The sequence below is a fragment of the Actinomadura sp. B10D3 genome (assembly GCF_039871695.1).
GTDB lineage: Bacteria > Actinomycetota > Actinomycetes > Streptosporangiales > Streptosporangiaceae > Spirillospora > Spirillospora madurae.
Map to the genome: position 1 here is coordinate 26,485 of NZ_JBDPLY010000030.1, position 24,792 is coordinate 51,276.

The following is a 24,792-nucleotide window of genomic DNA, read 5'->3' on the forward strand; positions in this document are numbered from 1 at the left end:
CCGGCGCGAATACACTGTCCGGGCCTGAACGAGGAGGACACCGCAATGACCATGCGCGCCGGGTTCGCGTGCTTCATCGGGCGCCCCAACGTGGGCAAGTCCACCCTGATGAACGCCCTGGTGGGCACCAAGGTAGCGATCACCAGCAGCCGCCCGCAGACCACGCGGCGCGCCATCCGGGGGATCGTGCACCGGCCGGACGCGCAGCTCGTCGTGGTCGACACCCCCGGCCTGCACAAGCCCCGCACCCTGCTCGGGGAGCGGCTCGACAGCCTCGTCCGGTCGACGCTGACCGAGGTGGACGTGATCGGGTTCTGCGTCCCGGCGGACCAGCCGGTCGGGCCCGGCGACAAGTACATCGCCCGCGAGCTGGCCGCGGTGAAGAAGACGCCGGTGGTCGCGATCGTCACCAAGACCGACCTGGCCGCGCCGGAGCAGGTGGCCGAGCAGCTCCTCGCGGTCGGGCGGCTCGGCGAGTTCGCCGACATCGTGCCGTGCTCCGCCGAGAGCGGGTTCCAGGTCGGCCTGGTCGGCGACCTGCTGATAGCCCACCTGCCCGAGGGCATGCCGCTCTACCCGGAGGACGACCTCACCGACGAGCCAGAGCAGGTCCTCGTCGCCGAGCTGATCCGCGAGGCCGCACTGGAGGGCGTCCGCGACGAGCTGCCCCACTCGATCGCCGTGACCGTGGACGAGATGGGCCCGCGCGAGGGCCGCGACGACATGATCGACGTCTACGCGCACCTGTTCGTCGAGCGCTCCAGCCAGAAGGGGATCATCATCGGGCACAAGGGCTCGCGGCTGAAGGAGGTCGGCGCGGCGGCGCGCCGGCAGATCGAGGCGCTGCTCGGCACGAAGGTGTTCCTCGACCTGCGCGTCAGCGTCCTCAAGGACTGGCAGCGCGACCCCAAGCAGCTCCGCCGGCTCGGGTTCTACGACTGACCGGCCTCCCGCCCGGGGGCCTGGTCCTTCGGCGGCTCGTCGGGCTGGGGCTCCGGTGCCGCGTCCGCGTGCGCCGGGGGTTCCTCGCGGCCCCACGCCTGCTCCTCCGACGGCCAGACGGCGTACTCGCCGGTCGAGTACTGCTGGTCCGAGTACCGGTCCGGATACTGCTGGTCGGGGTACTGCTGGTCGGGGTACTGCTGGTCCGGATACTGCTGGTCCGGGTACGCGTACTGCGGGTAATGCGGCTGCCCCGACCCCCGGTGCGCCGACACCCGCTCGCTGATGGGGCGGGCGAGGCTGAACCCGACGACCAGCAGGGAGGCGATGACCGCGAGGTACCAGCCGAACCGGACGGTGATCTGGTAGCCGAGGTCCAGCCCCGTCTCGGGCAACTTGTCGCGGACGCCGTCGAGCCGCAGCACGAACAGGCCGCACACGAGCAGGGCGAGCATGCCGGGGACGGCGGCGAGCGCGCCGATCCGCGCGTCCCGCCCGATCAGGTCCCAGGCGGCGAGCGCGATCGAGATCACCGCGAGCACCGGGACGGCGAGGACCGCGCCGTCGGCGTCGATGCCCGCCAGGCTGCCGAGGTCGCGGCTCAGCGTGCGGCCGAACAGGTCGACGACGACCTGCGCCCGTGCCCACGGCAGGAACGCCGCCACCAGCAGCGCCGACGCCGAGGCGATCATGGCGAGGATCCAGGGCGTGCCGCGCCGCGGCGGGAGTCCGGCGGGGACGGCCCCGTCGGCGGCCTCGGCCGGTGCCTCCTGCGGCGGATAGCCGTCGACGGGCGGCAGGAAGGTCGGGCGAGACCGCGCGCGGTCCGCGTCGGATCCGAGGTCACCGGTCATGGACCCAGCGTAAACGCAGGAACGGCATTGTCCGGGACGCCCCCGGGGGCGGCGCCGGATCGGTACTTTGGAACGAAGTCCGTTATGGGAGGAGAGCCCCGGTGTTGCTCGTTTTCGGCCTGACGGCGGTCTTCCGCACCGTCAGCGAGGGGACGTTCCACTGCCCGCAGTGCGGGGGCGACCGCGCCTACCGGCGGCGGGCCGGGCGCCGCTGGTTCTCGCTGTTCTTCGTTCCGATGGTGCCGCTGTGGCGGCTCGGGCACGCCGTGGAGTGCCGGACGTGCCGGGGCCGGTTCCCGGTGTCGGCGCTGCGCACGCCGACCGCCCGGCAGATGGCCGAGGCGCTCGCCGCGGGGATGCGGGCGGCGGCGGCCCTGGTGCTGCGCGCCGGCGACCCGGCCGACGCCGCGTCCCGCGCCCGCGCGGTCGCGACGGTGACCGGGTACGGCGAGCCGGAGTACGACGGCGACGCCGTCGACGCGGATCTCGCGCTGCGCCGCACGTTCCTGGAGCAGGAGGTCGCCCGGGCGGGCGCCCAGCTCGCCGTGGAGGCCAAGGAGTGGTTCCTCGCCCAGGCCGTCCGGATCGGGCTGGCCGACGGGCCGCTCGGCGAGGGGGAGCGACAGGCCCTGCACGGCATCGCGGACCTGCTCGGGATGTCCCGCGCCTACGCGCTCGGCGTCATCGTGACCACCGAGGGGGCGGCGCGCTGACATGGGCGCCGCCGCCGGTCCGCACGGCACCGGGAGGGCGCTGGTCCGGGCGCCGGGCCCGCGGCTGGCCGAGGGGATCGTCACGCACGCGACGCGCCGCCCGGTGGACACCGCCCTCGCGGCGCGCCAGCACGCGGCGTACGTCGCGGCGCTGCGGTCGGCGGGCTGGCGGGTCGGTGCGGTCGCGCCCGCCGACGACCACCCGGACGCGGTGTTCGTCGAGGACGCCCTGGTCGTCTCCGGCGACCTGGCGATCCTCGGCCGCTCGAGCGCGCCGGGCCGCCGCGGCGAGCTCGCCGGCGCGGAGCGGGCGGCGCGGGAGATGGGCCTGCGGGTCGAGCGGATCACGGCCCCGGGGACCCTGGACGGCGGCGACGTCCTCGCGGTCGGCGACACGGTCTACGTGGGACGCGGCGTCCGGACGAACGAGGAGGGCATCTGCCAGCTCGCGCGGCTGCTGGGCGGGCGGAAGGTCGTCCCGGTGGGCATCAGCGGCTGCCTGCACCTGAAGTCGGCGATGACCGCGCTGCCGGACGGCGTCCTCATCGGCGCCCCGGACATGGTGGACACGTCGGTGCTCCCGTGCCTGCGCGTCGCGCCGGAGCCGGAGGGGGCGCACGTGGTGGTGCTCGGGCCCGACCACGTCCTGATGTCGGCGGCGGCGCCGCGCACGGCCGCCGTCCTGGCGGCGGACGGGCTGCGCGTCACGAGCGTCGACATCAGCGAGTTCGAGGCGCTGGACGGCTGCGTGACCTGCCTCAGCGTGCTCGTCCCCGGGCGCGGCGGGGAGTGATCCGTCTCATCATCCGGACGCCGGTTTCCGTGACTCGGATGCCATCTGTTACCTTGGCCCTCGTGTTGCGTGAGCTGCTCCTCCTTAGCGGCCGCAGCGGGGGCCTGTAACCAGGTCGGCTCCCTCGCTGCGGGAGTTCAACGTGGACGTCGGCCGCGAGGTTCGAGCAGAGAGACCCCAACGGATGTATCCGCAACAGCAGTCTTCCGGCATGCCCTTCCAGCGCTACCGGCCCTTCGCCCCCGTCCGGCTCACCGACCGGACGTGGCCGGACGCCGTCATCACCGAGGCGCCCCGCTGGTGCGCCGTCGACCTGCGGGACGGCAACCAGGCCCTGATCGACCCGATGGACGCCCACCGCAAGCTCAAGATGTTCGAGCTGCTGGTACGGATGGGGTACAAGGAGATCGAGGTCGGGTTCCCGGCGGCCAGCCAGACCGACTACGATTTCGTCCGGCAGATCATCGAGGAGGACCGGATCCCCGATGACGTGGTGATCCAGGTCCTGACGCAGGCCCGCCCCGAGCTGATCGAGCGGACCTTCGAGTCGGTCCGCGGCGCGAAGCAGGCGATCGTCCACCTGTACAACTCGACGAGCACCCTGCAGCGCCGCGTGGTGTTCGGGCAGGACAGGGACGGCATCACCGCGATCGCCGTCGAGGGCGCCAAGCTGTGCGCCAAGCTCGCCGAGGACATGGGCGACACCGAGATCTTCTTCCAGTACTCGCCCGAGTCGTTCACCGGCACCGAGCTGGAGTACGCCGTCGAGGTCTGCAACGCCGTCAACGACGTGTGGAGGCCGACGCCGGAGAAAAAGGTCATCGTCAACCTGCCGGCCACGGTGGAGATGGCCACCCCGAACGTGTACGCCGACCAGATCGAGTGGATGCACCGGAACCTGGCCTACCGGGACTCCGTCATCCTGTCCCTGCACCCGCACAACGACCGCGGGACGGCCGTCGCCGCCGCCGAGCTGGGCTACATGGCGGGCGCCGACCGCATCGAGGGCTGCCTGTTCGGCAACGGCGAGCGCACCGGCAACGTGTGCCTGGTGACGCTGGGCCTGAACCTGTTCACCCAGGGCGTCGACCCGCAGATCGACTTCTCCGACATCGACGAGATCCGCCGCACGGTCGAGTACTGCAACCAGCTCCCCGTGCACGAGCGCCACCCCTACGGCGGCGACCTGGTGTACACCGCGTTCTCCGGGTCGCACCAGGACGCCATCAACAAGGGCTTCGACCACCTGCGCAAGGACGCCGACGCCGCCGGGGTCCCGGTGGAGGCGTACCGCTGGGAGGTCCCGTACCTGCCGATCGACCCGCACGACGTCGGCCGGACCTACGAGGCCGTCATCCGGGTCAACAGCCAGTCCGGCAAGGGCGGCGTCGCCTACGTGATGAAGACCGAGCACGCGCTGGAGCTGCCGCGGCGGCTGCAGATCGAGTTCTCCCGCGTCGTGCAGCAGCACACCGACACCGCGGGCGGCGAGGTCACGGCCGAGCGGATGTGGGAGATCTTCGAGTCGGAGTTCCTCGCCAACGGGCCGCGCGTCGGGCTGCTGGCGCACCGCACGGCGTCCCGCGTGGACGAGAAGGACGCGATCAGCTGCGACGTCCGGGTGGACGGCGAGATCCGCGAGATCGAGGGCGTCGGCAACGGCCCGGTCTCGGCGTTCGAGGACGCGCTCGGCACGGTCGGCGTCGGCGTGCGGGTGCTGGACTACGCCGAGCACGCGATGAGCGCGGGCGGCGACGCGCGCGCCGCCGCCTACGTCGAGTGCGAGGTCCGGTTCGGCGACGGGGCGGGGACGACGGTGTGGGGCGTCGGCATCGACGGCAACATCGTCACCGCGTCCCTCAAGGCGATGCTGTCCGCGGTCAACCGCGTCGCCCGCACGCAAGGGATGTAAGCGGTTTGCGCGCACCCTGCTGAACTTGCAGGGAGGCGTCGTATAGTTGCGGCATGACACGTCGACTGGCCGAGGTCGCCAAGAAGGTCGGGGTCAGCGAGGCCACCGTCAGCCGGGTCCTGAACGGCAAGCCCGGCGTGTCGGACGCGACCCGCGCCGCGGTGCTCACCGCCCTCGACGTGCTCGGCTACGAGCGCCCCACCCAGCTGCGGGGCGAGCGGGCCCGGCTGGTCGGCCTCGTGCTGCCCGAGCTCGGCAACCCGATCTTCCCCGCGCTGGCCGAGGTCGTCGGCGGCGCCCTCGCCCAGCGCGGGTTCACGCCGGTGCTGTGCACGCTCACCCCGGGCGGCCTGTCGGAGGCCGACTACGTCGAGATGCTCCTCCAGCAGCAGGCCTCCGGGGTGATCTTCGCGGGCGGGCTGTACGCGGAGGCCGACGCGCCGCACGACCACTACCACCGGCTGCTCGACGTGCGGCTGCCCGTCGTGCTGGTCAACGCGGCGGCCGAGAAGCTGAGCTTCCCGCAGGTCTCCACCGACGACGCGGTGGCCGCCGAGCAGGCGTTCGCGCACCTGCTGTCGCTCGGCCACGAGCGGATCGGGATCGTCCTCGGGCCCGAGGACCACGTCCCGTGCAGCCGCAAGCTCGCCGCCGTCCGCGACGCCGCCGAGCGCGCCGGCGTCGAGCTGCCGGACGCGTGGGTCAGGCGCAGCATGTTCTCGCTGGAGGGCGGGCAGGCGGTCACCGGGCGGCTCATCCGCGACGGCGTGACCGGCATCATCTGCGCCAGCGACCCCCTGGCGCTCGGCGTCATCCGCGCGGTGCGGCGGCTCGGCAGGTCGGTGCCGGACGACGTTTCGGTCGTCGGTTACGACGACTCGGCGTTCATGAATTGCGTGAACCCGCCGCTGACCACCGTCCGGCAGCCGATCGAGGCCATCGGCCGCGCGGCGGTGACGCTGCTGGTGAACCAGGTGGAAGGCGGCTCGGTCACCGCCGAGGAACTGCTGTACGAGCCGGAGCTCGTCGTCCGGGCGTCGACCGCGCCCGTCCGCGCCGCCTGACGCCGCGCCGGTTCGAGACCGTCCGAATGCCGCCCTTTCGCAGGGCGGCTTTCGCGTGTCCGACGTGCGTTTGCAGAGGTGACCGGTCGCATTGTCGACTTCTTGCGCATGTCAATTCATCTATTGCATTGTGATGTAGGTCTCTGTATGTTCCTCGCAATCGGCCGACCCGACGGCCCAGGAGGAACCCCCATGAGACCCCGGATACTCGCCACCCTGACGATGCTCACCGCGGTGCTCGGCGCGACCGCCGCCGGCTGCGGCGGGGACGGCTCCGACGACCAGGACACGGCGCCCCTGGACGCCGGCACCAAGGTGTCGATCACGGTCGGCTGCATGCCGGCCAAGAGCCAGGCGGCCCAGCGCAAGGAGTGGAACGAGGACGTCGCCGCGTTCCAGAAGCTGCACCCCAACATCACCGTCGAGGGCAAGGACGCCTTCCCCTGCATCGACCCCCAGACCTTCCAGGCGAAGCTCGCGGGCGGGCAGATGGAGGACGTCTTCTACGTCTACTTCACCGACGTCAAGAACATCGTCGCGCACGGCCAGGCCGCCGACCTCACCCCCTACCTCGGCCAGGTCGAGCAGTACGGGAACCTCGACCCGGCCGTCATGAAGGTCTTCAAGGACGGCGGCAAGGTGTACGGGCTGCCGCGGCAGAACTACACGATGGGCCTGTTCTACAACCGGAAGCTGTTCGAGAAGGCCGGCCTGAACCCGGACGCGCCGCCCAAGACCTGGGCCGAGGTCCGCGACGCCGCCAAGAAGATCAGCGCCCTCGGCGACGGGGTCGTCGGCTACGCCGAGCTGAGCGCCAAGAACCAGGGCGGGTGGCACTTCACCACCTCGCTCTACAGCCAGGGCGGCTCCATGGTGAGCCCGGACGGCAGGAAGTCGGCGTTCAACAGCCCGCAGGGCAAGGCCGTCCTGCAGAACCTCAAGGACATGCGCTGGACGGACGACTCGATGGGCAGCAAGCAGCTCCTCGTCGACGCCGACATCCAGCGGATGATGGCCGCCGGCAAGCTCGGGATGTACCTCGGCGCCCCCGACAACGCCACCGCGCTCGTCGACCAGTTCAAGGGCGACTACGAGGACTACGGCATGGGCCCGATCCCCGGCGCGACGGGCACGCTGCTCGGCGGCGACGGCTACATGATCAACCCGAAGGCGTCCCCGGAGAAGATCAAGGCCGGGCTGATGTGGCTGGACTTCTACTCGATCACGCCCGGCCAGGGGCAGCTGAACTACGCGCGGGCCGCGAAGGACGGGCGCCCGGTCGGGCTCCCGCAGCCCAAGCTCTTCGGGCAGAACGCGACCGGCCAGAAGGACCGGGACCTGCGCGCGGCGTCCGCGAACCTGCCGGTGCGGAACTTCAAGCCGTACGAGGACGCCTACCTGAACGTCCCCGGGAAGCTGGAGCCGCCGCAGGCGCAGCAGCTCTACGCCATCCTCGACTCGGTCGTCTCGGCCGTGCTGACCAGGCGTGACGCCGACATCGACCAGCTGCTCGCCGACGCGCAGAAGAAGGCCGACGCCGCGCTCGCGCGGTCCGGAAGCTGACGCCCGCCACCGGGTCGCCGGCGGCCGTCCCGCCGGTGACCCGGGCCTCCCGAGGGGACATCGACCATGACCACAGTGCGGACGCGGGCGCGGCCCTCCGAGCGCGAGCGGCCCGCGGCCCCGCGCACGCCCGGCCGCGCCCGGCGGAGCGTGCGGCGGAACCTGACCGCCTACGGGTTCCTGTCCGGGGCGCTGATCTGCTTCGCGTTCTTCTCCTGGTACCCGATCGTCCGCGAGGTGCTGCTCAGCTTCCAGCGGACGAACTTCGTCGGGGACGCCGAGTGGGTCGGCCTGGAGAACTTCCGCACCGTGATCCGCGACCCGGTGTTCGTGGACGCCTGGATCAACACCGCGATCTTCACCCTGCTGGCGCTGATGATCGGGTACGTCGTGCCGTTCGCCATCGCGATCGTGCTGAACGAGCTGAGGCACGCCCGCGGCTACCTGCGGTTCGTCGTGTACCTGCCGGTGATGCTGCCGCCCGCGGTCGCGGTGCTGCTGTTCAAGTGGTTCTACGACCCCGGGCCCGGGCTGTTCAACCAGATCCTCGGGTTCTTCCAGTTGCCGGGGCTGAGCTGGCTCGACTCGACCTCGACGGCGCTCGTCTCGCTGGTGCTGGTGTCGACGTGGATGAACCTCGGCAGCGGCACCCTGATCTACCTGGCCGCACTGCAGACCATCCCCGGCGAGCTGTACGAGGCGGCGGAGCTGGACGGCGCCGGGCTGTTCCGCCGGATCCGGCACATCACGATCCCGCAGACCAGGCTGATCCTGCTCGTGATGCTGCTCCTGCAGATCATCGCGACGATGCAGGTGTTCATCGAGCCGTTCCTGCTCACCGGGGGCGGGCCCGAGGACGCCACCGTCACCGTCGCCTACCTGATGTACCAGTACGCGTTCAACTTCACGAACTTCGGCGGAGGCGGCGCGCTCGGGCTGATGCTCATGATCGTCCTGCTCGTGTTCTCCGTCGTCTACCTGCGCGTGTCGCGCGAGGAAGCGAGGTAGGCATGGCGGAGACGCGGACCCTCGTCTCGCCGCACACGCTCGGCACCCGGCGCGGCCGGGCGGTCTACTGGACGGTCTTCACCACCGTCTTCGTGACCTTCACGTTCGTGTTCGTCTTCCCGCTGTACTGGATGGTCACCGGCGCGATGAAGTCGCCGGACGAGCTGGCCGACATCCCGCCGAGCGTGTTCCCGCGCGGCGTCGACCTGGAGGGCTACCGGGAGGCGTGGCGCCAGCTCGACCTCGGCACGTACATGTGGAACACCACGGTCTACGCCTTCGGCGCCTGGCTGTTCACGCTCGGCGTGGACGTCACCGCCGCGTACGCGCTGTCCAAGCTGCGGCCGCTGCTCGGCCGGGCGGTCCTCGGCATGATGCTCGCGACGCTGATGATCCCGCCGATGGTGATCCTGCTGCCCGCGTACCTGACCGTGAAGGACCTGCCGCTCCTCCACGTCAACCTGCTCAACACCCCGTGGGCGATCTGGCTGCCTGCCGCCGCGAACGCCTTCAACATCTTCCTGCTCAAGCGGTTCTTCGACTCGATCCCCACCGAGCTGCTGGACGCCGCCGAGGTGGACGGCGCGTCGCCCGCCCGGATCCTGTGGTCGATCGTGCTGCCGGTGTCCCGGCCGATCCTCGGCGTCGTGTCGATCTTCACGGTCGTGAACGTGTGGCGCGACTTCGTCTGGCCGCTGCTCGTGCTGCCCGACACCGAACGCAAGACGATCAGCGTCGCGATCGCGTCCCTCGCGGTGCAGGTGCCGCAGAACGTGCTGATCGGCTCGCTGGTGATCGCGAGCCTGCCCACCATCGTCGTCTTCTTCGTCTTCCAGCGGCACATCATGGCCGGTCTCACGGCGGGCGGCCTGAAGGGCTGACCCCCTTCGCGCCTCCCGCCCCGTCTCGCTGTCCCGTCCCCGTTTCACTAAGGAGTTGCTCGCATGCCCGAAGACTGGTGGCGCGGCGCGGTGATCTACCAGGTCTACCCGCGCAGTTTCGCCGACGGAAACGGTGACGGCGTCGGCGACCTGGCCGGCCTGCGCGGCCGGCTGCCCTACCTCGCCGGGCTCGGCGTCGACGCGCTGTGGCTGAACCCGTGGTACCCCTCGCCGATGGCCGACGGCGGCTACGACGTCGCCGACTACCGGGACGTCGCGCCGGTGTTCGGCACGCTCGCCGAGGCCGAGGCGCTGATCGGCGAGGCGCACGAGGCCGGGTTGCGGATCATCCTGGACGTGGTGCCGAACCACGCCTCCGACCAGGCGGCCTGGTTCCGGGAGGCCCTCGCGGCCGGGCCGGGCTCGCCCGAGCGGGAGCGGTTCTGGTTCCGGCCCGGCAAGGACGGGGGGCCGCCCAACGACTGGCAGTCGATCTTCGGTGGGCCCGCGTGGACCCGCGTCCCGGACGGGGAGTGGTACCTGCACCTGTTCGCCCCCGAGCAGCCCGACTTCAACTGGAACAGCCCGGACGTCGTCCACGAGTTCCACGACGTCCTGCGGTTCTGGTACGACCGCGGCGTGGACGGGATCCGCATCGACTCGGCCGCATTGCCGGTGAAGGACCCCGACGCCGAACCCGACGGCCAGGACCCCTTCACCGACCGGGACGGCGTCCACGAGATCTACCGGGGCTGGCGCAAGATCACCGACGCCTACCCCGGGCGGATGCTCGTCGGCGAGGTGTGGCTGCCCGACCAGGAGCGCTTCGCGCGCTACCTGCGCCCGGACGAGATGCACACCGCGTTCAACTTCGGCTTCCTCAACTGCGCGCTGGAGCCGGACGCGCTGCGCAGGGTGATCGACACGACCCTCGCGACGCACGTGCCGCTGGGCGCCCCGGCGACCTGGGTGCTGTCCAACCACGACGTCGTCCGCCCGGTGACCCGGTACGGCCGCGCCGACACCTCGTTCGACCTGCAGGACCGGCGGCACGGCGCGCCGACCGACCGGGCGCTCGGGGTGCGCCGGGCGCGGGCCGCCGCCTTGCTGGCGATGGCGCTGCCGGGCGCCGTCTACGTCTACCAGGGCGAGGAGCTCGGCCTGCCCGAGGTCGAGGACCTCCCGGACGATGTGCGCGAGGACCCCATCTGGACCCGTTCCGGCCGCACCGACCCCGGCCGGGACGGCTGCCGCGTCCCGCTGCCCTGGTCGGGGGACGAGCCGCCGTTCGGGTTCGGCGGCGACCCGTGGCTGCCGCAGCCGCCCGACTGGAAGGACCTCACGGTCGAGTCCCAGGACGCCGACCCCGGCTCGATGCTGAACCTCTACCGGGACGCCCTGGCGCTCCGCCGCGAGCACCTCGGCGACGGCTCCCTCACCTGGCTCCCGTCCGCGGCCGGCGTGCTGGCGTTCACCCGCGACTCCGGCCTGACCTGCGTGGTGAACCTCGGAACGGAGCCCGCCCCGATCACCGGTGACGTGCTGCTGGCCAGCGGGCCCCTCCAGGACGGCGCGCTGCCCCCGGACACGGCCGTCTGGCTGCGCTGACCGCGTCCGCGAACTTCTGCCGCTCCTCCCAGGCAGGTGTCCCACCCCCGCAATCACCGACAGGGAGCAGAACCAGCGATGAGACAGAAGTCCCTCCGCATCCTGCTGGCCGCGGCGCTGGCCGCCGCCGGGCTGACCGGCCCGGCGGCGGTGCCCGCGGCGGCCGACGCGAACCTGGCCGCGGGCTAGACCGCGTCCGCGAGCAGTTCGAACGGCCCGTACATCGCGTCCAACGTCAACGACGGCGACCAGGCCACCTACTGGGAGAGCGCGAACGACGCCTTCCCGCAATGGATCCAGGTCGACCTCGGCGCCTCGGTCGAGACGGACAAGGTCGTCCTGAAGCTCCCGACCGGGAACTGGGGCACCCGCACCCAGGCGCTCTCCGTGCAGGGCAGCACCGACGGGACGACCTACGGCGACCTCGCCGGTCCCGGCGGGCGCGTCTTCGACCCGGCCGCGCGGAACACCGTGACGCTGACCTATCCCGCCAGGGTCACCCGCTACCTGCGCGTCCGTATCACCGCCAACACCGGATGGCCCGCCGCGCAGCTCTCGGAGCTGGAGGTCTACGGGCCGTCCACCGGAGACCGGACCGCGCCGACCGCCCCCTCCGCGCTGGCGTTCACCGAGCCGTCCGCGGGGAAGGTCCGGCTGACCTGGAACGCCGCGTCCGACGCGGTCGGCGTGGTGGGGTACGACATCTACGCCAACGGGGAGAAACGCGCGAGCGTCGCCGGGGACGTCCTCACCTACACCGACGACCAGCCGGGCACCGAAACCGTCTCGTACTTCGTCCGGGCGCGGGACGCGGCGGGCAACGTCTCGTCCAACAGCAACGTCGTGACCAGGCAGGGCACCGGCGGCGGGACGAACCTCGCCGCCGGGAAGCCGATCACGGCGTCCTCGCACGTCTTCGCGTTCACCGCGGCCAACGCCAACGACAACGACCTCGCGACGTACTGGGAGTCGGAGCCGGGCGCCTATCCGGCCACGCTGACCGCCGACCTCGGCGCCAAGGCCGACCTCACCTTCGCGGTCGTGAAGCTGAACCCGGACGCCGCGTGGGCGACCCGCACCCAGACGATCGAGGTGCTCGGCCGGAGCAGCCCGAACGCCCCCTTCACGACCATCAAGCCGGCCGCCGCGTACATGTTCGACCCGGCGAGCGGGAACACCGTGTCGATCCCGATCGTCGCGACCGCCGCCCACGTGCGGCTGGAGTTCACGTCCAACTCCGGCGCGCCCGGCGGCCAGGCCGCCGAGATCCAGGTGATCGGCACCCCGGCGCCGGCCCCCGACCTGACGGTCACCGGTGTCACGTGGGACCCGGCGTCCCCGGTCGAGACCGACGACGTCACGCTGCGCGCGACCGTGAAGAACATCGGGACGGGCCCGGCCGGACCGACCTTGCTCGACTTCCTCGCCGGCGGCCGGAAGGCGGCGTCCGCGCAGGTCGGCGAGCTCGCGGCCGGCGCCTCGACGACCGTGTCCGCGCCGATCGGGACGCGTGACGCGGGCACCTACGCGGTCACCGCCGAGGCCGACGCCGGCGACGACGAGATCGAGCTGAACGAGACCGACAACGTGGCGGGCGCGCAGCTCACGGTCGGGCCGGTACCGAGCTCCGACCTGGTCGCGCAGGCCGTCACCTGGAACCCGGGCACCCCGCGGGCGGGCGACTCCGTGACCTTCGCGGTGACGCTCCGCAACGACGGCACCCGGGCGACCGCAGGCGGCGCGCACGGGATCACCCTCCAGGTCCTGGACGGCGACGCCGCGGTCAAGACCCTGACCGGCTCCTACAGCGGGTCGCTCGCCCCCGGCGCCTCGACCGCGCCGATCGACCTCGGCACGTGGACGGCCGCGAACGGCCGGTTCACGGTCCGGACCGTCATCGACGACGACGCCAACGAGGTCCCGGTCAAGCGCGCGAACAACACCTCCGCGCAGTCCCTCTTCGTCGGCCGCGGCGCGCACCTGCCGTTCGACATGTACGAGGCGGAGGACGGCGTGCTCGGCGGCGGCGCGGCGACCGTCGGCCCGAACCGCACCGTCGGCGACCCTGCGGGGGAGGCGTCCGGCCGCCGCGCCGTCACGCTGAACACCACCGGCAGCAGCGTCGAGTTCACCACCGGGGCGGCCACCAACACGCTCGTGACCCGGTACTCCATCCCGGACGCGCCGGGCGGCGGCGGCATCGAGTCGACCCTCAACGTCTACGTCGACGGGACGTTCCTCAAGGCCATCGACCTGACGTCCAAGTACACGTGGGTGTACGGGAACGAGGCGAGCCCGAGCGACTCGCCGGGCGCCGGGCCGCCCCGGCACATCTACGACGAGGCGAACCTGATGCTCGGCCGGACGGTCCCGGCGGGCAGCAGGATCAAGCTGCAGAAGGACGCCGCCAACACCACCACCTACGCCATCGACTTCATCAACACCGAACTCGCCACGGCCGCGCCGAACCCCGACCCCGCCAAGTACGCGGAGCCCGCCGGGTTCACGCACCAGGACGTCCAGACCGCCCTCGACAAGGTGCGCCAGGACGCGAACCTGACCGGTGTCTACCTCCCTCCGGGCACCTACGAGACCGCGCAGAAGTTCCAGGTCTACGGGAAGGTGGTGAAGGTCGTCGGCGCCGGCCCGTGGTTCACGCGGTTCCGCACGCCGCCGGCGCAGCAGAACACCGACGCCGGGTTCCGGACGGAGGCGTCCGCCAACGGCTCGACGTTCTCCGGCTTCGGCTTCTTCGGCAACTACACCTCCCGCATCGACGGGCCCGGGAAGGTGTTCGACTTCTCGAACGTCAGCGACATGACGATCGACGACATCTGGGCCGAGCACGTGGTCTGCCTGTTCTGGGGCACCAACGTCGACGACTCCACCATCAAGAACAGCCGCATCCGCGACATATGGGCGGACGGCCTGAACTTCACCAACGGCAGCAGCGGGAACCACGTCGCGAACGTCGAGACGCGGACGACGGGCGACGACGGCTTCGCGCTGTTCCCGGCGGTCGACCACCGCAACGAGCAGCAGACGGGCAACGTCTACGAGGACCTGACCTCGCTGCTGACCTGGAGGGCCGCCGGCCTCGCCGTCTACGGGGGAGGCGGCAACACCTTCCGCAACATCCACATCGCCGACACGCTCGTCTACTCCGGGATCACGATCGGGACGCTGAGGTTCGGGAGCATTCCGGCCCTCGGCTTCGAGGCGAACCCCCAGACGAGGTTCGAGAACATCTCGCTGGTCCGGGACGGCGGCCACTTCTGGGGCCAGCAGACGTTCCCGGCCCTGTGGCTGTTCTCGGCGGAGTACGCGTTCCGGGGGATCCGCATCAGCGACGTGGACATCACCGATCCGACCTACTCCGGGATCATGATCCAGACGAAGTATTCGGGAGGCCGGCCGCTCAACCCCGTGACCGACACCGTCCTGACGAACGTCAGCATCTCCGGCGCCCGCAAGAGCGGTGACGAGTTCGACGCCAAGTCCGGCTTCGGGATCTGGGTGAACGAGCTGCCCGAGCCCGGGCAGGGCCCGGCGGTCGGCTCGGCGACGTTCGACGGCCTGGAACTCTCCGGCAACCACCAGGACATCAAGAACACCACGACCACCTTCACCATCAACCGCACCTGACCCGGGGGACCGGGGACCGCGAGTGTTGGGAGGCGCCCGCGGTCCCCGCGTTCACCGCCGGCGGAGGTAGGCGTCCAGCTCGGCCGCCCCGGCCAGCATCGCGCGCCCGCGGGCCGACAGCCGGCCGTGCCAGTCGCGCAGGGTGCCCTCCAGTGGTTCCAGCCCGCCGGCCGCCCGCACCTGCGCGAGCAGCGGGGCGATCTGCTCCAGCAGGTAGCCGCCCCGCCGGAGCTGGTGCGCCAGCCGCGCGTCCCGCACGGCGGCCTCGTCGTAGACGCGGTACCCGGTCCGCGGGTCGCGGCGGGGGTGCACCAGCCCCGCGCGCTCCCACTTGCGCAGCGTCGCGGGCCGTATCCCGAGCCGCCGCGCCAGCGGTCCGATGAACGTCTCGCGGGGCCCGGACGCCCTGCCCGGCGCCGCGCCGGACGCCGTCGCCGCCTTGGGCTCCGCGACCGCGGCCGGGTCCAGGTCGCGCAGGGCGCTTTCCACCGCCCGGAGCGTCCGGCGGTCGTCGAGGAGCTGGGCATGGCTCTCGTCGATCAGGCGGAACGCCTCTTCGGCCGCCCCCTCGTTCACGGCCCGCATGATCGACGTCGCCGTGCGGTGGCCGTGGCCCGGCACCAGGGCGAGGAACGCGCGCAGGGCCTGCGCGTGGGACGGGGTGTAGGTGCGGTAGCCGTGGGCCGTCCGACCGGCCGGCGGAAGGATGCCCGCCTCCTCGTAGTTCCTGACCGCCTGCGTCGACAGGCCGTGCTCCCGCGCCAGGTCGACCGGCCTGAGCCGTCCTCCTTTTTGAAGCTTTGGTCCCATACCTGCGCTGCAGTCTCCATAAAGTCTCAAGCGTAAGTTCAACGATACCGTTTATCTTATGGTTACCGGAATCACGGACGCCGTCCAGGCCGTCGACGCGGCCGCCGTCATGGGCCTGCTCCCGGCCCGGCCGCGGCTGCTCGCCCTGGGCGAGCCGACCCATGGTGAGGACGTCCTGCTCGACGTCCGGAACGACCTCTTCCGCGCGCTCGTCGAGGAGGACGGCCGCCAGACGATCACGATCGAGAGCGACTGCATGGCGGGCCTCCTGGTGGACGACTACGTCACCTCGGGCACGGGCACCCTCGACGAGGTCATGGAGCGCGGGTTCAGCCACGGCTGGGGCGCCTCCGCCGCCAACCGCGAGCTCGTGCGCTGGATGCGCGCCCGCAACGAGGGCAGGCCGGCGTCCGAGCACGTCCGCTTCGCCGGTTTCGACGGCCCGCTGGAGATCACCGAGGCCGCCAGCCCCCGGCAGGCCCTCACCGCGCTCCACCGCTGCCTCGCGGACCAGGTCGGCGCCTACTCGCTCCCCTGCACCGCGGAGACGCTCGACCGCCTGCTCGGCGCCGACGACCGGTGGACCGAGCCCGCCGCGATGATGAATCCGTCCCGGTCGGTGGGGCGGTCGGCCGACGCCAGGGAACTGCGGGTGCTGGCCGACGAGCTCGTCGCGCTGCTCGGCACGCTGGCACCGGACCTGGCGGCCACGGGGGACGGCTGGGACCGGGCGCGGCTGTACGGTCGCACCGCCATCGGCCTGCTGCGCTACCACTACTGGATGGCCGACGACTCGCCGGCCCGCCTGGCGCGGCTGGCGGGCGCGCGCGACCAGATGATGGCCGAGAACCTCCTCGCCCTCGCCGAGCGGGGTGATGTGTTCGTCCACGCCCACAACGGCCATCTCCAGCGCGCCAAGAGCTCGATGCGCATGGGGGAGCAGCGGGTCGAGTGGTGGAGTGCCGGCGCCCTCGTGAGCACCCGGCTGGGCCCGGAGTACGCCTTCCTGGCCACCGGCCTGGGCACGATCCGGCATCACGGTGTGGACGTCCCGCCCGGTGACACCCTCGAAGGCCTCCTGTACGCCCTTCCGGAGGAGCGGTTCTTCGTCGACCCGCGGCGCCTGGCCGCCGCCTTCGGTGACGCGGCTCCCGCCCTCCGCGCGTCCCCCTACTTCGGCTACGCCCCGCTCGATCCCGGCCACCTGCCCGGGATGGACGGGATCGTGTTCGTCAGGGACGTCCCGCGCCCCTAGCCCGCCCGCCCCCGGCCCGGACACTCGGCCCGGACGCCGGGGGCGGACGCGGGCTCAGCGGGCGCGGCCGAGGACGTGGTGGACGAGTTCGCGGAGGGCGCCGTGGAGCTGCGCCTCGCCGATGGTGGTCCGGTCACCGTCGATGTCGATCTCGTACAGGAACTGGTCGGGGATCCGGCCCGGCGGCGGGACGCTCTTCAGGTCGACGCGGCCGACGAGCCTCGACAGCATGGGATCGCTGGCGCTGTCGGACTCGGCGCGCCGCTCGATACCCGCGAATCCCCCGCTGCGGACGACTGTCACTTTCACTGCTCTCCGTTCGCCTCCAGGGAGACACCTACCCCCGTCCAGGCCCGGCTCACGGCCTTGGTCTCGACGGCGTCGGCGCCGTACAGCGCGGTCGAGACCCGCACGGTCGCGGCGGCGAACGCGGCGAAGTCCGCGCCGGCCGCCAGCGTGCCGCCGGTGAGCGTGTCGTACCAGACCTGGCCCGCCTTCTCCCAGGCGTTGCCGCCGATGCCGGTGGCGGCGAGGTAGAAGGCGTGGTTCGGGATGCCCGAGTTGATGTGGACGCCGCCGTTGTCGCGGTAGGTCTCGACGTAGTGGTCCATGTGGCCGGGCTGGGGGTCCTTGCCGAGGCGCGGGTCGTCGTAGGCGCTGCCGGGCTCCTTCATGGAGCGCAGCGCGACGCCGTTCACGCCCTCGGCGAGCAGGCCCTGCCCGATGAGCCAGTCGGCCTGGTCGGCGGTCTGCCCGAGATGCCACTGCTTCACCAGCGAGCCGAAGACGTCCGACAGGGACTCGTTCAGGGCGCCGGCCTGGCCGTAGTACTCCAGGTTCGCGGTGTACTGCGTGACGCCGTGCACGAGTTCGTGGCCGGTGACGTCGAGGGGGCCGGTGAAGTCGGTGAACAGGACGCCGTCGCCGTCCCCGTACACCATCTGCTCACCGTTCCAGAAGGCGTTGTCGTACCGGTCGCCGTAGTGGACGGTCGAGACCATCTCCAGCCCGGCTCCGTCGATCGAGTTGCGGCGGTACGCGGCCTCGAAGAAGTCGAAGGTGGCGCCGAGCCAGTCGTAGGCGCGGTCGGCCGTCCGGTCGCCGGTGGCCGGGGCGCCCTCCGCGCGCACGGTCCGGCCGGGCAGCTCCTCGCGGTGCCCGGCGTCCTTGATCGTCCGGTTGGGGACGAAGTCCTCGGACGGGGAGGGGGCCCCGGCCGCGGACGTCCGCCGCTCGGCGTACTGGGCGGAGGTGAGCGCCAGCGTACGGCGGGCGCGGTCGCGGATGGCCGGGTCATCGGCGTCGCGGGCGATCCGCTCCAGCATGTGCGGTGGCACGATGTGGCATCTCATGCCCCAACGCTGCCAGGTCCCCGCGGTGCGGGCCATGACTTTCGGCAGGACGCCACGGCCGAATCCGGTCACGGTACGTGATCGTTGCAGAGCGCAGGGGCATCGACGAGTGACTTGTGCAGATCCTGGGGAGATGTCCGGCGGGCGCCGAGGCATCCGGTGACGTGCGTCAGAATGAACGGGTGACCCTGTACCGCGACGAAGGCATCGTCCTGCGCACCCAGAAGCTGGGCGAGGCCGACCGCATCGTGACGGTGCTGACGCGGCGGACCGGCCGGATCCGCGCCGCCGCCAAGGGGGTCCGCAAGACCAGGTCCCGCTTCGGCGCGCGGCTGGAGCCGTTCACCCACGTCGACCTCCAGCTGTACGAGCGGCGCTCCCTCGACCTGATCACCCAGGCCGAGACGCTGCGCCCGTACGGGGAGGCGCTGGTCACCGACTACCCCCGCTACACCGCGGGCACGGCGATGCTGGAGACCGCGGAGAAGCTCACCAGCGAGGAGGGCGAGCCCGCGCTCCGGCAGTTCCTGCTGCTGGTCGGGGGGCTGCGCACGCTCGCCGAGCGCGTCCACGACCCCCGGCTCGTCCTGGACGCCTTCCTGCTGCGCTCGCTGTCGGTGGCCGGCTGGGCGCCCGCGCTCGACGAGTGCTGCCGGTGCGGCGACCGCGGCGGGCTGCGCGGGTTCGCCATCGCGGCGGGCGGCGCGGTCTGCGCGGGCTGCCGCCAGCCGGGCGCCGCGACCCCGGCGCCGCCGACGTTCGCGCTGATGCTGGCGCTGCTGCGCGGCGACTGGGAGTACGCCGACGGCAGCGAGCAGCGCCACCGGCTGGAGACCAGCGGCCTGGTGGCCGCCTACCTCCAGTGGCACCTGGAGCACGGGATCCGTTCGCTGCGCCACGTCGAGCGCGAGGCGCGCGGGCCCGAGGAGCGCGGAACGCGCGACGACGACACCGACAGGGAGAGAGTTTGAGCAGGGCCGTTTCACCCCCGGAACCGCACCGGGACGGCGCGACGCCGCCCCCGATCCCCGCGGACCTGGTACCCCGGCACGTCGCCATCGTGATGGACGGCAACGGCCGCTGGGCCAAGGAGCGCGGGCTGCCGCGCACCGAGGGCCACAAGCGCGGGGAGGACTCGCTCTTCGACGTGATCATGGGCGCGATCGAGCTGGGCGTCCCGTACCTGTCGGCGTACGCGTTCTCGACGGAGAACTGGAAGCGCTCGCCGGACGAGGTGCGCTTCCTCATGGGCTTCAACCGGGACGTGATCCGCCGCCGCCGCGACCAGCTCCACTCGATGGGCGTCCGGGTGCGGTGGGCGGGCCGGCGGCCGCGGCTGTGGCGCAGCGTCATCAAGGAGCTGGAGACGGCCGAGGAGATGACGCGCCACAACGACGTGCTCACCCTGCAGTTCTGCGTGAACTACGGCGGCCGGGCCGAGATCGCGGACGCGGCGGCGGCCATCGCCCGGGAGGTCCGGGACGGCCGGCTCGACCCAGGCAAGATCAACGAGCGGATGTTCGCCCGCTACCTGGACGAGCCCGGCATCCCGGACGTGGACCTGTTCCTGCGCTCGTCGGGGGAGCAGCGCACGTCCAACTTCCTGCTCTGGCAGTCGGCCTACGCCGAGATGGTCTTCCTCGACACGCTCTGGCCCGACTTCGACCGGCGCCACTTCTGGTACGCGTGCGAGGTGTACGCCTCCCGCGACCGCCGCTACGGCGGCGCCGTCCCCAACGCCGTCCCCAACACGGTCGCCGCCGGCCAGGCGCCCGCGGACACCTGACCGGCGACCCCCGCGAAGACCCCTCGTCCCCGGCCTTGCGGCCCCAGCGATCGGGAGCACCTGCACTCACCATCGCGCTGACCTCGGCCACCGCCGCGACCACGCGACAACCTCATGGTTGCGATCGCGTCCGAAGGCAGGTTCAAGCGAGGCGAGAACCTGATCGCGCAGCGAGCCGCCAAGGCGAGTCGGAGCGATGCAGCGATCGCCCGCGTTCCTCGACGATGGAGGCCCGCCAGGGCCGAAGGAGGAGAGGAATGCAATTAGTAGAGCGCGGCGTCGAGGGTGATCGTGGTGCCGGCGAGGGCCTTGCTGACGGGGCAGCCCGCCTTGGCGTCCTGCGCGGCCTTCTCGAAGTCGGCGGCGGACAGGCCGGGCACGCTCGCCCGGACGGTCAGGTGGATGCCGGTGATGCCCTCGCCGGGCTGGAAGGTGACCTCGGCCTTGGTGTCCACCTTCTCCGGCGGGGTCCCGGCTCCGGCGAGGCCGTGCGAGAGCGCCATCGAGTAGCAGGTGGAGTGCGCGGCGGCGATGAGCTCTTCCGGGCTCGTCCGGCCGCCCGGCTCCTCGGACCGCGATGCCCAGGTCACGTCGTAGGTGCCGAGCTTCGAGGAGTCCAGCGAGACTTTCCCCTGGCCCTCCAGCAGTGAGCCTTCCCAGTGCGCGTTCGCAGTACGTGTCGTAGCCATGCCCCGATTCTTCACCATGGCCCCGCGTCGCAGATCACGAACCCGGGCGATCGGCGGGTCGTGGCCCTCCGGAGACCGGAAGGCCCCGCGCCCGCGCGTCACATCGGTCGCGGGCACGGGGCCTTCCGTCCCCGGAACAGGGGCCTAGGAGACGTTCACCGCGGACCAGGCGGCGGCGACGGTGGCGTACTGGGTGCTGCCCTCGCCGAAGAGGTCCTTGGCCGCGTTCAGGGTCGCGGTCCGCGCGCCCTTGTAGTCGGTCGAGGACGTCATGTACGTGGTCAGCGCCCGGTACCAGATCTTCACGGCCGCGTCACGGCCGATGCCGGTGACGGTGGAGCCGTTGGACGTGGGGCTGTTGTAGGAGACGCCGTTGATCGTCTTCGCGCCGCTGCCCTCGGACAGCAGGTAGAAGAAGTGGTTTCCGACGCCCGAGGAGTAGTGCACGTCGAGGTTCTTGGTGTTGGACGACCAGGAGTCGGCGGAGTTGCCGTCCTTGCTGGGCTTGTCCATGAACCGCAGTGCCGCCCGGCCGAGCCCGGGCAGGACGACCTCCTCGCCGACCAGGTAGTCGCCGACGTCGTTCGAGTTGCCGGCGTAGAACTCGACGGCGGCCGCCATGATGTCGGACGTCGCCTCGTTCAGCCCGCCGGACTCCCCGCTGTAGGTGAGGTTGGCGGTGGAGCTGGTGACGCCGTGGCTCATCTCGTGCGCGGCCACGTCGAGGGACGTGAGCGGGCCGAGCTGGCTGCCGTCGCCGTCGCCGTAGGTCATGCAGAAGCACGAGTCGTCCCAGAAGGCGTTCGCGTAGCCGTCGCCGTAGTGGACGCGGTTGAACGACCCCTTGCCGTCGCCGGCGATGCCGGAGCGGCCGAAGACGTTCTTGTAGAAGTCCCAGGTCACGGCGGTGCCGAACTGGGCGTCCACGGCGACGGTGGCGCGGTCGGACGTCGTGCCGCTGCCCCAGTGGTTGTCGGCGTCGGTGAACAGCGTGGCGGGGGCCCGCCGGAGGCACCAGATGAGGATGCAGAGGTCGGTCTCGTTCTCGGCGTCCCCGGTGTAGGTGTTGCCGCGCGACGGGTCCTTGAGCTGGAACGTGCTGCCGGACTTGGTCGTCTCCAGCGGCACCGTCCCGGTGTAGAGGGACTTGCCGTCGCCCGCCTCGGTCTGGACCGTCTCCTCGCGCAGCAGGACCTTGCCGGTGGCGGCGTCCACGGAGGTGTAGACCCGGCTGGGCGTCCCGTCCGCCTGCTTGCCGACGGTCAGCACCCGCCAGGCGAGGCGGGGGGCGTGGTCGGCGGTGCGGGCCTCGATGACGAGCGCGGGGGAGCCGTCGGCCTTGCGGTTCTTGGTGACGGCGCGCTTCTTCGCGGTCTTGGCGGAGACCTGCGGGCTGGACGCCGCCGGCGCCTCGGCGAGCGTGAGGCTGCTGCCCCGCCACTTGCCCGCCGCGGTCTGGTGGACGACGATGTCGCCGCCCAGCACGGGCAGGCCGTTGTAGGCGCGGGTCATCCGGGTGTGGGAGGCGCCGTCCCGGTCGGTGATGACGCCGACGACCTTGAAGCTCTGCCCCTCGCCGCCGCGCACCTCGGCGCCGCGGGCGGTGAGCGAGCGGAGCGCCTGCTCGGCGGCGGCGCGGGGGCCCGGTGGGGACGGTGCCTGCCGCGCGGACGCGGGCACCGCGGTGCCCGCCGTCGCGAGCAGGGTCGCCGAGGCCAGGAGCACGGTCCGTCGGCTGGTGAACGCCCGTCTTGTCATGAACGCCCTCTCGTGCGGGCGCCACGCACCCCCCGGAGGGCCCGCTCGTCGGGCCTGCGGTGGCGACGGGGACATTTATGGCATGAAAGCTACTCAGAAGTAGATATGGCAATTTGCCAAGAAACGCGCACAGAGCGTGTGAACTGCGGGTCTTGCCAGTGTTCGGCGGGGCTTCGGCCGGTGTTCAGGAGGTCTTCGCGGCGCAGCCGGCGCAGGTCCCGAAGACCTCGACGGTGTGCGTGATGCCGGTGAAGCCGTGCTCGGCGGCGATCGCGTCGGCCCAGCGCTCCACGGCCGGGCCCTCCACCTCGATCGTCCGGCCGCAGTCGCGGCAGACCAGGTGGTGGTGGTGCTGCTCGGTGCGGCAGGCGCGGTAGACGGCCTCGCCCTCGTCGGTGCGCAGCACGTCGACCTCGCCGGCGTCGCTGAGCGCCTGCAGCGCCCGGTAGACGGTGGTGAGGCCGATCTTCGAGCCGTCGGCGCGCAGGTCGGCGTAGATGTCCTGCGCGCTGCGGAAGCCCTCGCAGCCGGCGAGGACCTGCCGGACGGCGTCCCGGCGGGCCGTCGTCATCCCCTAAGCACCTCCGCCTCCGCGTCCACGCGCGCCTCCACACCGGGCCGGCCGGAGACGGCGTCCCCGGCCGCGACGGCGCGGGCGCGCCTGCGGCGTACGACCGACCCTCCGGCGACCGCGGCCGTGAACACCGCGAGCGCCAGCAGCACGATCGACGGCCCCGGGGGGAGATCGTACTGGAACGACCCCGCCAGGCCCGACACGGCCGACAGTACACCGATCCCCATCGCGGCCAGCATCGTGCTCCAGAATCCCCGGGCGAGCTGCTGCGCCGCCGCCACCGGGACGATCATCAGGGCGCTGACCAGCAGCAGCCCGATCGCGCGCATCGAGATGACCACGGTGACCGCGGCGGTCGCGGCGATGAGCACGCTGAGGAACCGGACGGGCAGCCCGGCCGCCCGCGCGACCTCCTCGTCCTGGCACAGCAGGAACAGCTCGCGGCCGAACAGCGCCACGATGCCGAGCACGACGGCGGCGAGGCCCGCGACCACGTACAGGTCGGCCGTCGTCACGCTGCTGATCGAACCGAAGAGGTACGACTGGAGGCTCGCCGAGCCGCCGCCCTCGGCGCCGGTGAGGATCACGCCGCCCGCCAGCCCGCCGTAGAACAGCAGGGCCAGCGCGACGTCGGCGCCGCTGCGGCTGCGGGCGCGCAGCACCTCGATGGCGACCGCGCCCAGCACCGACACGACCAGCGCGCCGAGGACGGGGGAGGTGCTGGTCAGCAGGCCCAGCCCGATGCCGGTCAGCGCGATGTGCCCGATGCCGTCGCCGAGCAGCGACAGCCCGCGCTGGACGATGAACGTGCCGACGGCGGGGGCGGCCAGGCCGATGAGCACCGCCATCACCAGGGCGACGCGCATGAAGTCGTACTGCAGCATCTCGGTCACGCCGGCCTTCCGAGGGTCTCGTGCGCGCGGGTCTCGCGGACGACGCGCCCGTGGCCCAGCTCGATCGTGCGGGTGACGAGCGGCTCCATCGGCCCGAGCTCGTGGGCGACGAGGACGACCGTGCGCCCGCCCTCCGCCGGCTCGCGCAGGGCCGCCGCTAGCGCTGCCTGGCTGCGGGCGTCCACCCCGGCCGTGGGCTCGTCCATCACGAGCACGTCGGGCTCGCCGGCGAGGGCGCGGGCGATGAGGACCCGCTGCTGCTGGCCGCCCGACAGCAGGTGCACCGGGTCGCGGGCGCGCCCGGTGAGGCCGGCCGTCTCCAGCGCGCGGTCGACGGCGGCGCGGTCGGCCGCCCGGTCGGCGAACACCGCGGGCCGCCAGCGGGACCGCCGCGCCACCCGGCCGGACGCCACGACCTCCCGCACCGTCGCGGGCACCCCGCCGCCCATGGGCAGCCGCTGCGGGACGTACCCGACGCGCGTCCAGTCGCGGAACCGGGCGGGCGGCTCACCGTAGATCGCGGTGCTGCCCCCGGCCAGCGGGACGAGGCCGAGCAGGGCCTTGACCAGCGTGGACTTGCCCGCGCCGTTCGGGCCGAGGACGGCGAGCACGTCGCCGGCGTCCACCCGCAGGTCGATGCCGGCGAGCACCTCGCGGCCGTCCCGCCGCACGTGCCCGCCGGTCATCGCGAA

The 24,792-nt window shown here is 72.1% G+C and carries 22 protein-coding genes and 1 pseudogene; 14 read left to right on the forward strand and 9 right to left on the reverse strand.

The annotated features are described in order from the left end of the window. Positions 1-45 precede the first annotated feature (45 nt). On the forward strand, positions 46-942 hold the full coding sequence (gene era / locus ABGB11_RS33495) for a GTPase Era (protein WP_347639482.1): 897 nt from the start codon (positions 46-48) through the stop codon (positions 940-942). Here era and ABGB11_RS33500 read toward each other — a convergent pair. After that, a complete protein-coding gene (locus ABGB11_RS33500) occupies positions 933-1,796 on the reverse strand; it encodes a hypothetical protein (RefSeq protein WP_347639483.1) in 864 nt (287 codons plus the stop codon). The genes era and ABGB11_RS33500 overlap by 10 nt on opposite strands. 101 nt (positions 1,797-1,897) lie before the next feature. On the opposite strand from ABGB11_RS33500, the gene ABGB11_RS33505 reads away from it, so the two are divergent. The 10 genes and pseudogenes from ABGB11_RS33505 (at position 1,898) to ABGB11_RS33550 (ending at position 14,983) form a co-directional block, all read left to right on the forward strand. Continuing rightward, entirely contained in the window at positions 1,898-2,509 is a 612-nt protein-coding gene (locus tag ABGB11_RS33505; protein WP_347639484.1) for a hypothetical protein, read from the forward strand. A 1-nt stretch (position 2,510) separates the two neighbouring features. Beyond that, on the forward strand, positions 2,511-3,302 hold the full coding sequence (gene ddaH / locus ABGB11_RS33510) for a dimethylargininase (protein WP_347639485.1): 792 nt from the start codon (positions 2,511-2,513) through the stop codon (positions 3,300-3,302). 184 nt (positions 3,303-3,486) lie between these two features. Continuing rightward, complete coding sequence (leuA, locus tag ABGB11_RS33515) at positions 3,487-5,214, forward strand: 2-isopropylmalate synthase (protein WP_347639486.1); 1,728 nt, start codon at positions 3,487-3,489, stop codon at positions 5,212-5,214. A 53-nt stretch (positions 5,215-5,267) separates the two neighbouring features. Next, a complete protein-coding gene (locus tag ABGB11_RS33520) occupies positions 5,268-6,278 on the forward strand; it encodes a LacI family DNA-binding transcriptional regulator (protein ID WP_347639487.1) in 1,011 nt (336 codons plus the stop codon). 192 nt (positions 6,279-6,470) lie between these two features. Then, positions 6,471-7,841 carry a sugar ABC transporter substrate-binding protein gene (locus tag ABGB11_RS33525; protein WP_347639488.1) on the forward strand — a complete coding sequence of 457 codons (1,371 nt, stop codon included), beginning with the start codon at positions 6,471-6,473 and terminating at the stop codon, positions 7,839-7,841. Positions 7,842-7,907: 66 nt separating this feature from the next. Continuing rightward, positions 7,908-8,849, forward strand: a complete 942-nt coding sequence (locus ABGB11_RS33530) for a sugar ABC transporter permease (RefSeq protein ID WP_347639489.1) — start codon at positions 7,908-7,910, stop codon at positions 8,847-8,849. A 2-nt stretch (positions 8,850-8,851) separates the two neighbouring features. Beyond that, a complete protein-coding gene (locus tag ABGB11_RS33535; RefSeq protein ID WP_347639490.1) occupies positions 8,852-9,730 on the forward strand; it encodes a carbohydrate ABC transporter permease in 879 nt (292 codons plus the stop codon). Positions 9,731-9,793: 63 nt separating this feature from the next. Then, positions 9,794-11,338: a glycoside hydrolase family 13 protein gene (locus tag ABGB11_RS33540; protein WP_347639491.1), complete on the forward strand. Its 1,545-nt coding sequence runs from the start codon at positions 9,794-9,796 to the stop codon at positions 11,336-11,338. A gap of 204 nt (positions 11,339-11,542) precedes the next feature. After that, positions 11,543-12,595, forward strand: a pseudogene (locus ABGB11_RS33545) (discoidin domain-containing protein); the annotation flags it as partial. A gap of 15 nt (positions 12,596-12,610) precedes the next feature. Then, the gene (locus tag ABGB11_RS33550) at positions 12,611-14,983 is read left to right on the forward strand and encodes a CARDB domain-containing protein (RefSeq protein ID WP_347639565.1); all 2,373 of its coding nucleotides are present in this window, start codon (positions 12,611-12,613) and stop codon (positions 14,981-14,983) included. 51 nt (positions 14,984-15,034) lie between these two features. Here ABGB11_RS33550 and ABGB11_RS33555 read toward each other — a convergent pair whose 3' ends face one another. After that, a complete protein-coding gene (locus ABGB11_RS33555) occupies positions 15,035-15,793 on the reverse strand; it encodes a TioE family transcriptional regulator (RefSeq protein ID WP_347639492.1) in 759 nt (252 codons plus the stop codon). A gap of 58 nt (positions 15,794-15,851) precedes the next feature. Between ABGB11_RS33555 and ABGB11_RS33560 the strand changes: the two genes are divergently transcribed. Beyond that, a complete protein-coding gene (locus tag ABGB11_RS33560; RefSeq protein WP_347639493.1) occupies positions 15,852-17,048 on the forward strand; it encodes an erythromycin esterase family protein in 1,197 nt (398 codons plus the stop codon). A 54-nt stretch (positions 17,049-17,102) separates the two neighbouring features. On the opposite strand, the gene ABGB11_RS33565 is transcribed toward ABGB11_RS33560, so the two are convergent. Both ABGB11_RS33565 and ABGB11_RS33570 read right to left on the reverse strand, forming a co-directional pair. Next, positions 17,103-17,357: a protealysin inhibitor emfourin gene (locus ABGB11_RS33565; RefSeq protein ID WP_024934600.1), complete on the reverse strand. Its 255-nt coding sequence runs from the start codon at positions 17,355-17,357 to the stop codon at positions 17,103-17,105. Continuing rightward, positions 17,354-18,400 (reverse strand): M4 family metallopeptidase, encoded by a 1,047-nt coding sequence (locus tag ABGB11_RS33570; RefSeq protein WP_347639494.1) that lies wholly within the window; start codon positions 18,398-18,400, stop codon positions 17,354-17,356. The genes ABGB11_RS33565 and ABGB11_RS33570 overlap by 4 nt, the downstream gene beginning before the upstream one ends. 182 nt (positions 18,401-18,582) lie before the next feature. Here ABGB11_RS33570 and recO point away from each other — a divergent pair, with 182 nt between their 5' ends. Next, on the forward strand, positions 18,583-19,371 hold the full coding sequence (gene recO, locus ABGB11_RS33575) for a DNA repair protein RecO (RefSeq protein WP_347639495.1): 789 nt from the start codon (positions 18,583-18,585) through the stop codon (positions 19,369-19,371). Next, positions 19,368-20,186: an isoprenyl transferase gene (locus ABGB11_RS33580; protein WP_347639496.1), complete on the forward strand. Its 819-nt coding sequence runs from the start codon at positions 19,368-19,370 to the stop codon at positions 20,184-20,186. The genes recO and ABGB11_RS33580 overlap by 4 nt, the downstream gene beginning before the upstream one ends. A 263-nt stretch (positions 20,187-20,449) precedes the next feature. Here ABGB11_RS33580 and ABGB11_RS33585 read toward each other — a convergent pair whose 3' ends face one another. From ABGB11_RS33585 to ABGB11_RS33605, 5 genes are all read right to left on the reverse strand, one after another. Beyond that, positions 20,450-20,875 (reverse strand): OsmC family protein, encoded by a 426-nt coding sequence (locus tag ABGB11_RS33585; RefSeq protein WP_347639497.1) that lies wholly within the window; start codon positions 20,873-20,875, stop codon positions 20,450-20,452. A gap of 144 nt (positions 20,876-21,019) precedes the next feature. Further along, positions 21,020-22,633 (reverse strand): M4 family metallopeptidase, encoded by a 1,614-nt coding sequence (locus ABGB11_RS33590; RefSeq protein WP_347639498.1) that lies wholly within the window; start codon positions 22,631-22,633, stop codon positions 21,020-21,022. Between the two features lie 184 nt (positions 22,634-22,817). Then, positions 22,818-23,204: a transcriptional repressor gene (locus ABGB11_RS33595; RefSeq protein ID WP_347639499.1), complete on the reverse strand. Its 387-nt coding sequence runs from the start codon at positions 23,202-23,204 to the stop codon at positions 22,818-22,820. Beyond that, complete coding sequence (locus ABGB11_RS33600; protein WP_347639500.1) at positions 23,201-24,100, reverse strand: metal ABC transporter permease; 900 nt, start codon at positions 24,098-24,100, stop codon at positions 23,201-23,203. Before ABGB11_RS33600 ends, ABGB11_RS33595 begins: the two co-directional genes overlap by 4 nt. After that, the gene (locus ABGB11_RS33605) at positions 24,097-24,786 is read right to left on the reverse strand and encodes a metal ABC transporter ATP-binding protein (protein WP_347639566.1); all 690 of its coding nucleotides are present in this window, start codon (positions 24,784-24,786) and stop codon (positions 24,097-24,099) included. Before ABGB11_RS33605 ends, ABGB11_RS33600 begins: the two co-directional genes overlap by 4 nt. Between the last annotated feature and the right edge of the window lie 6 nt (positions 24,787-24,792).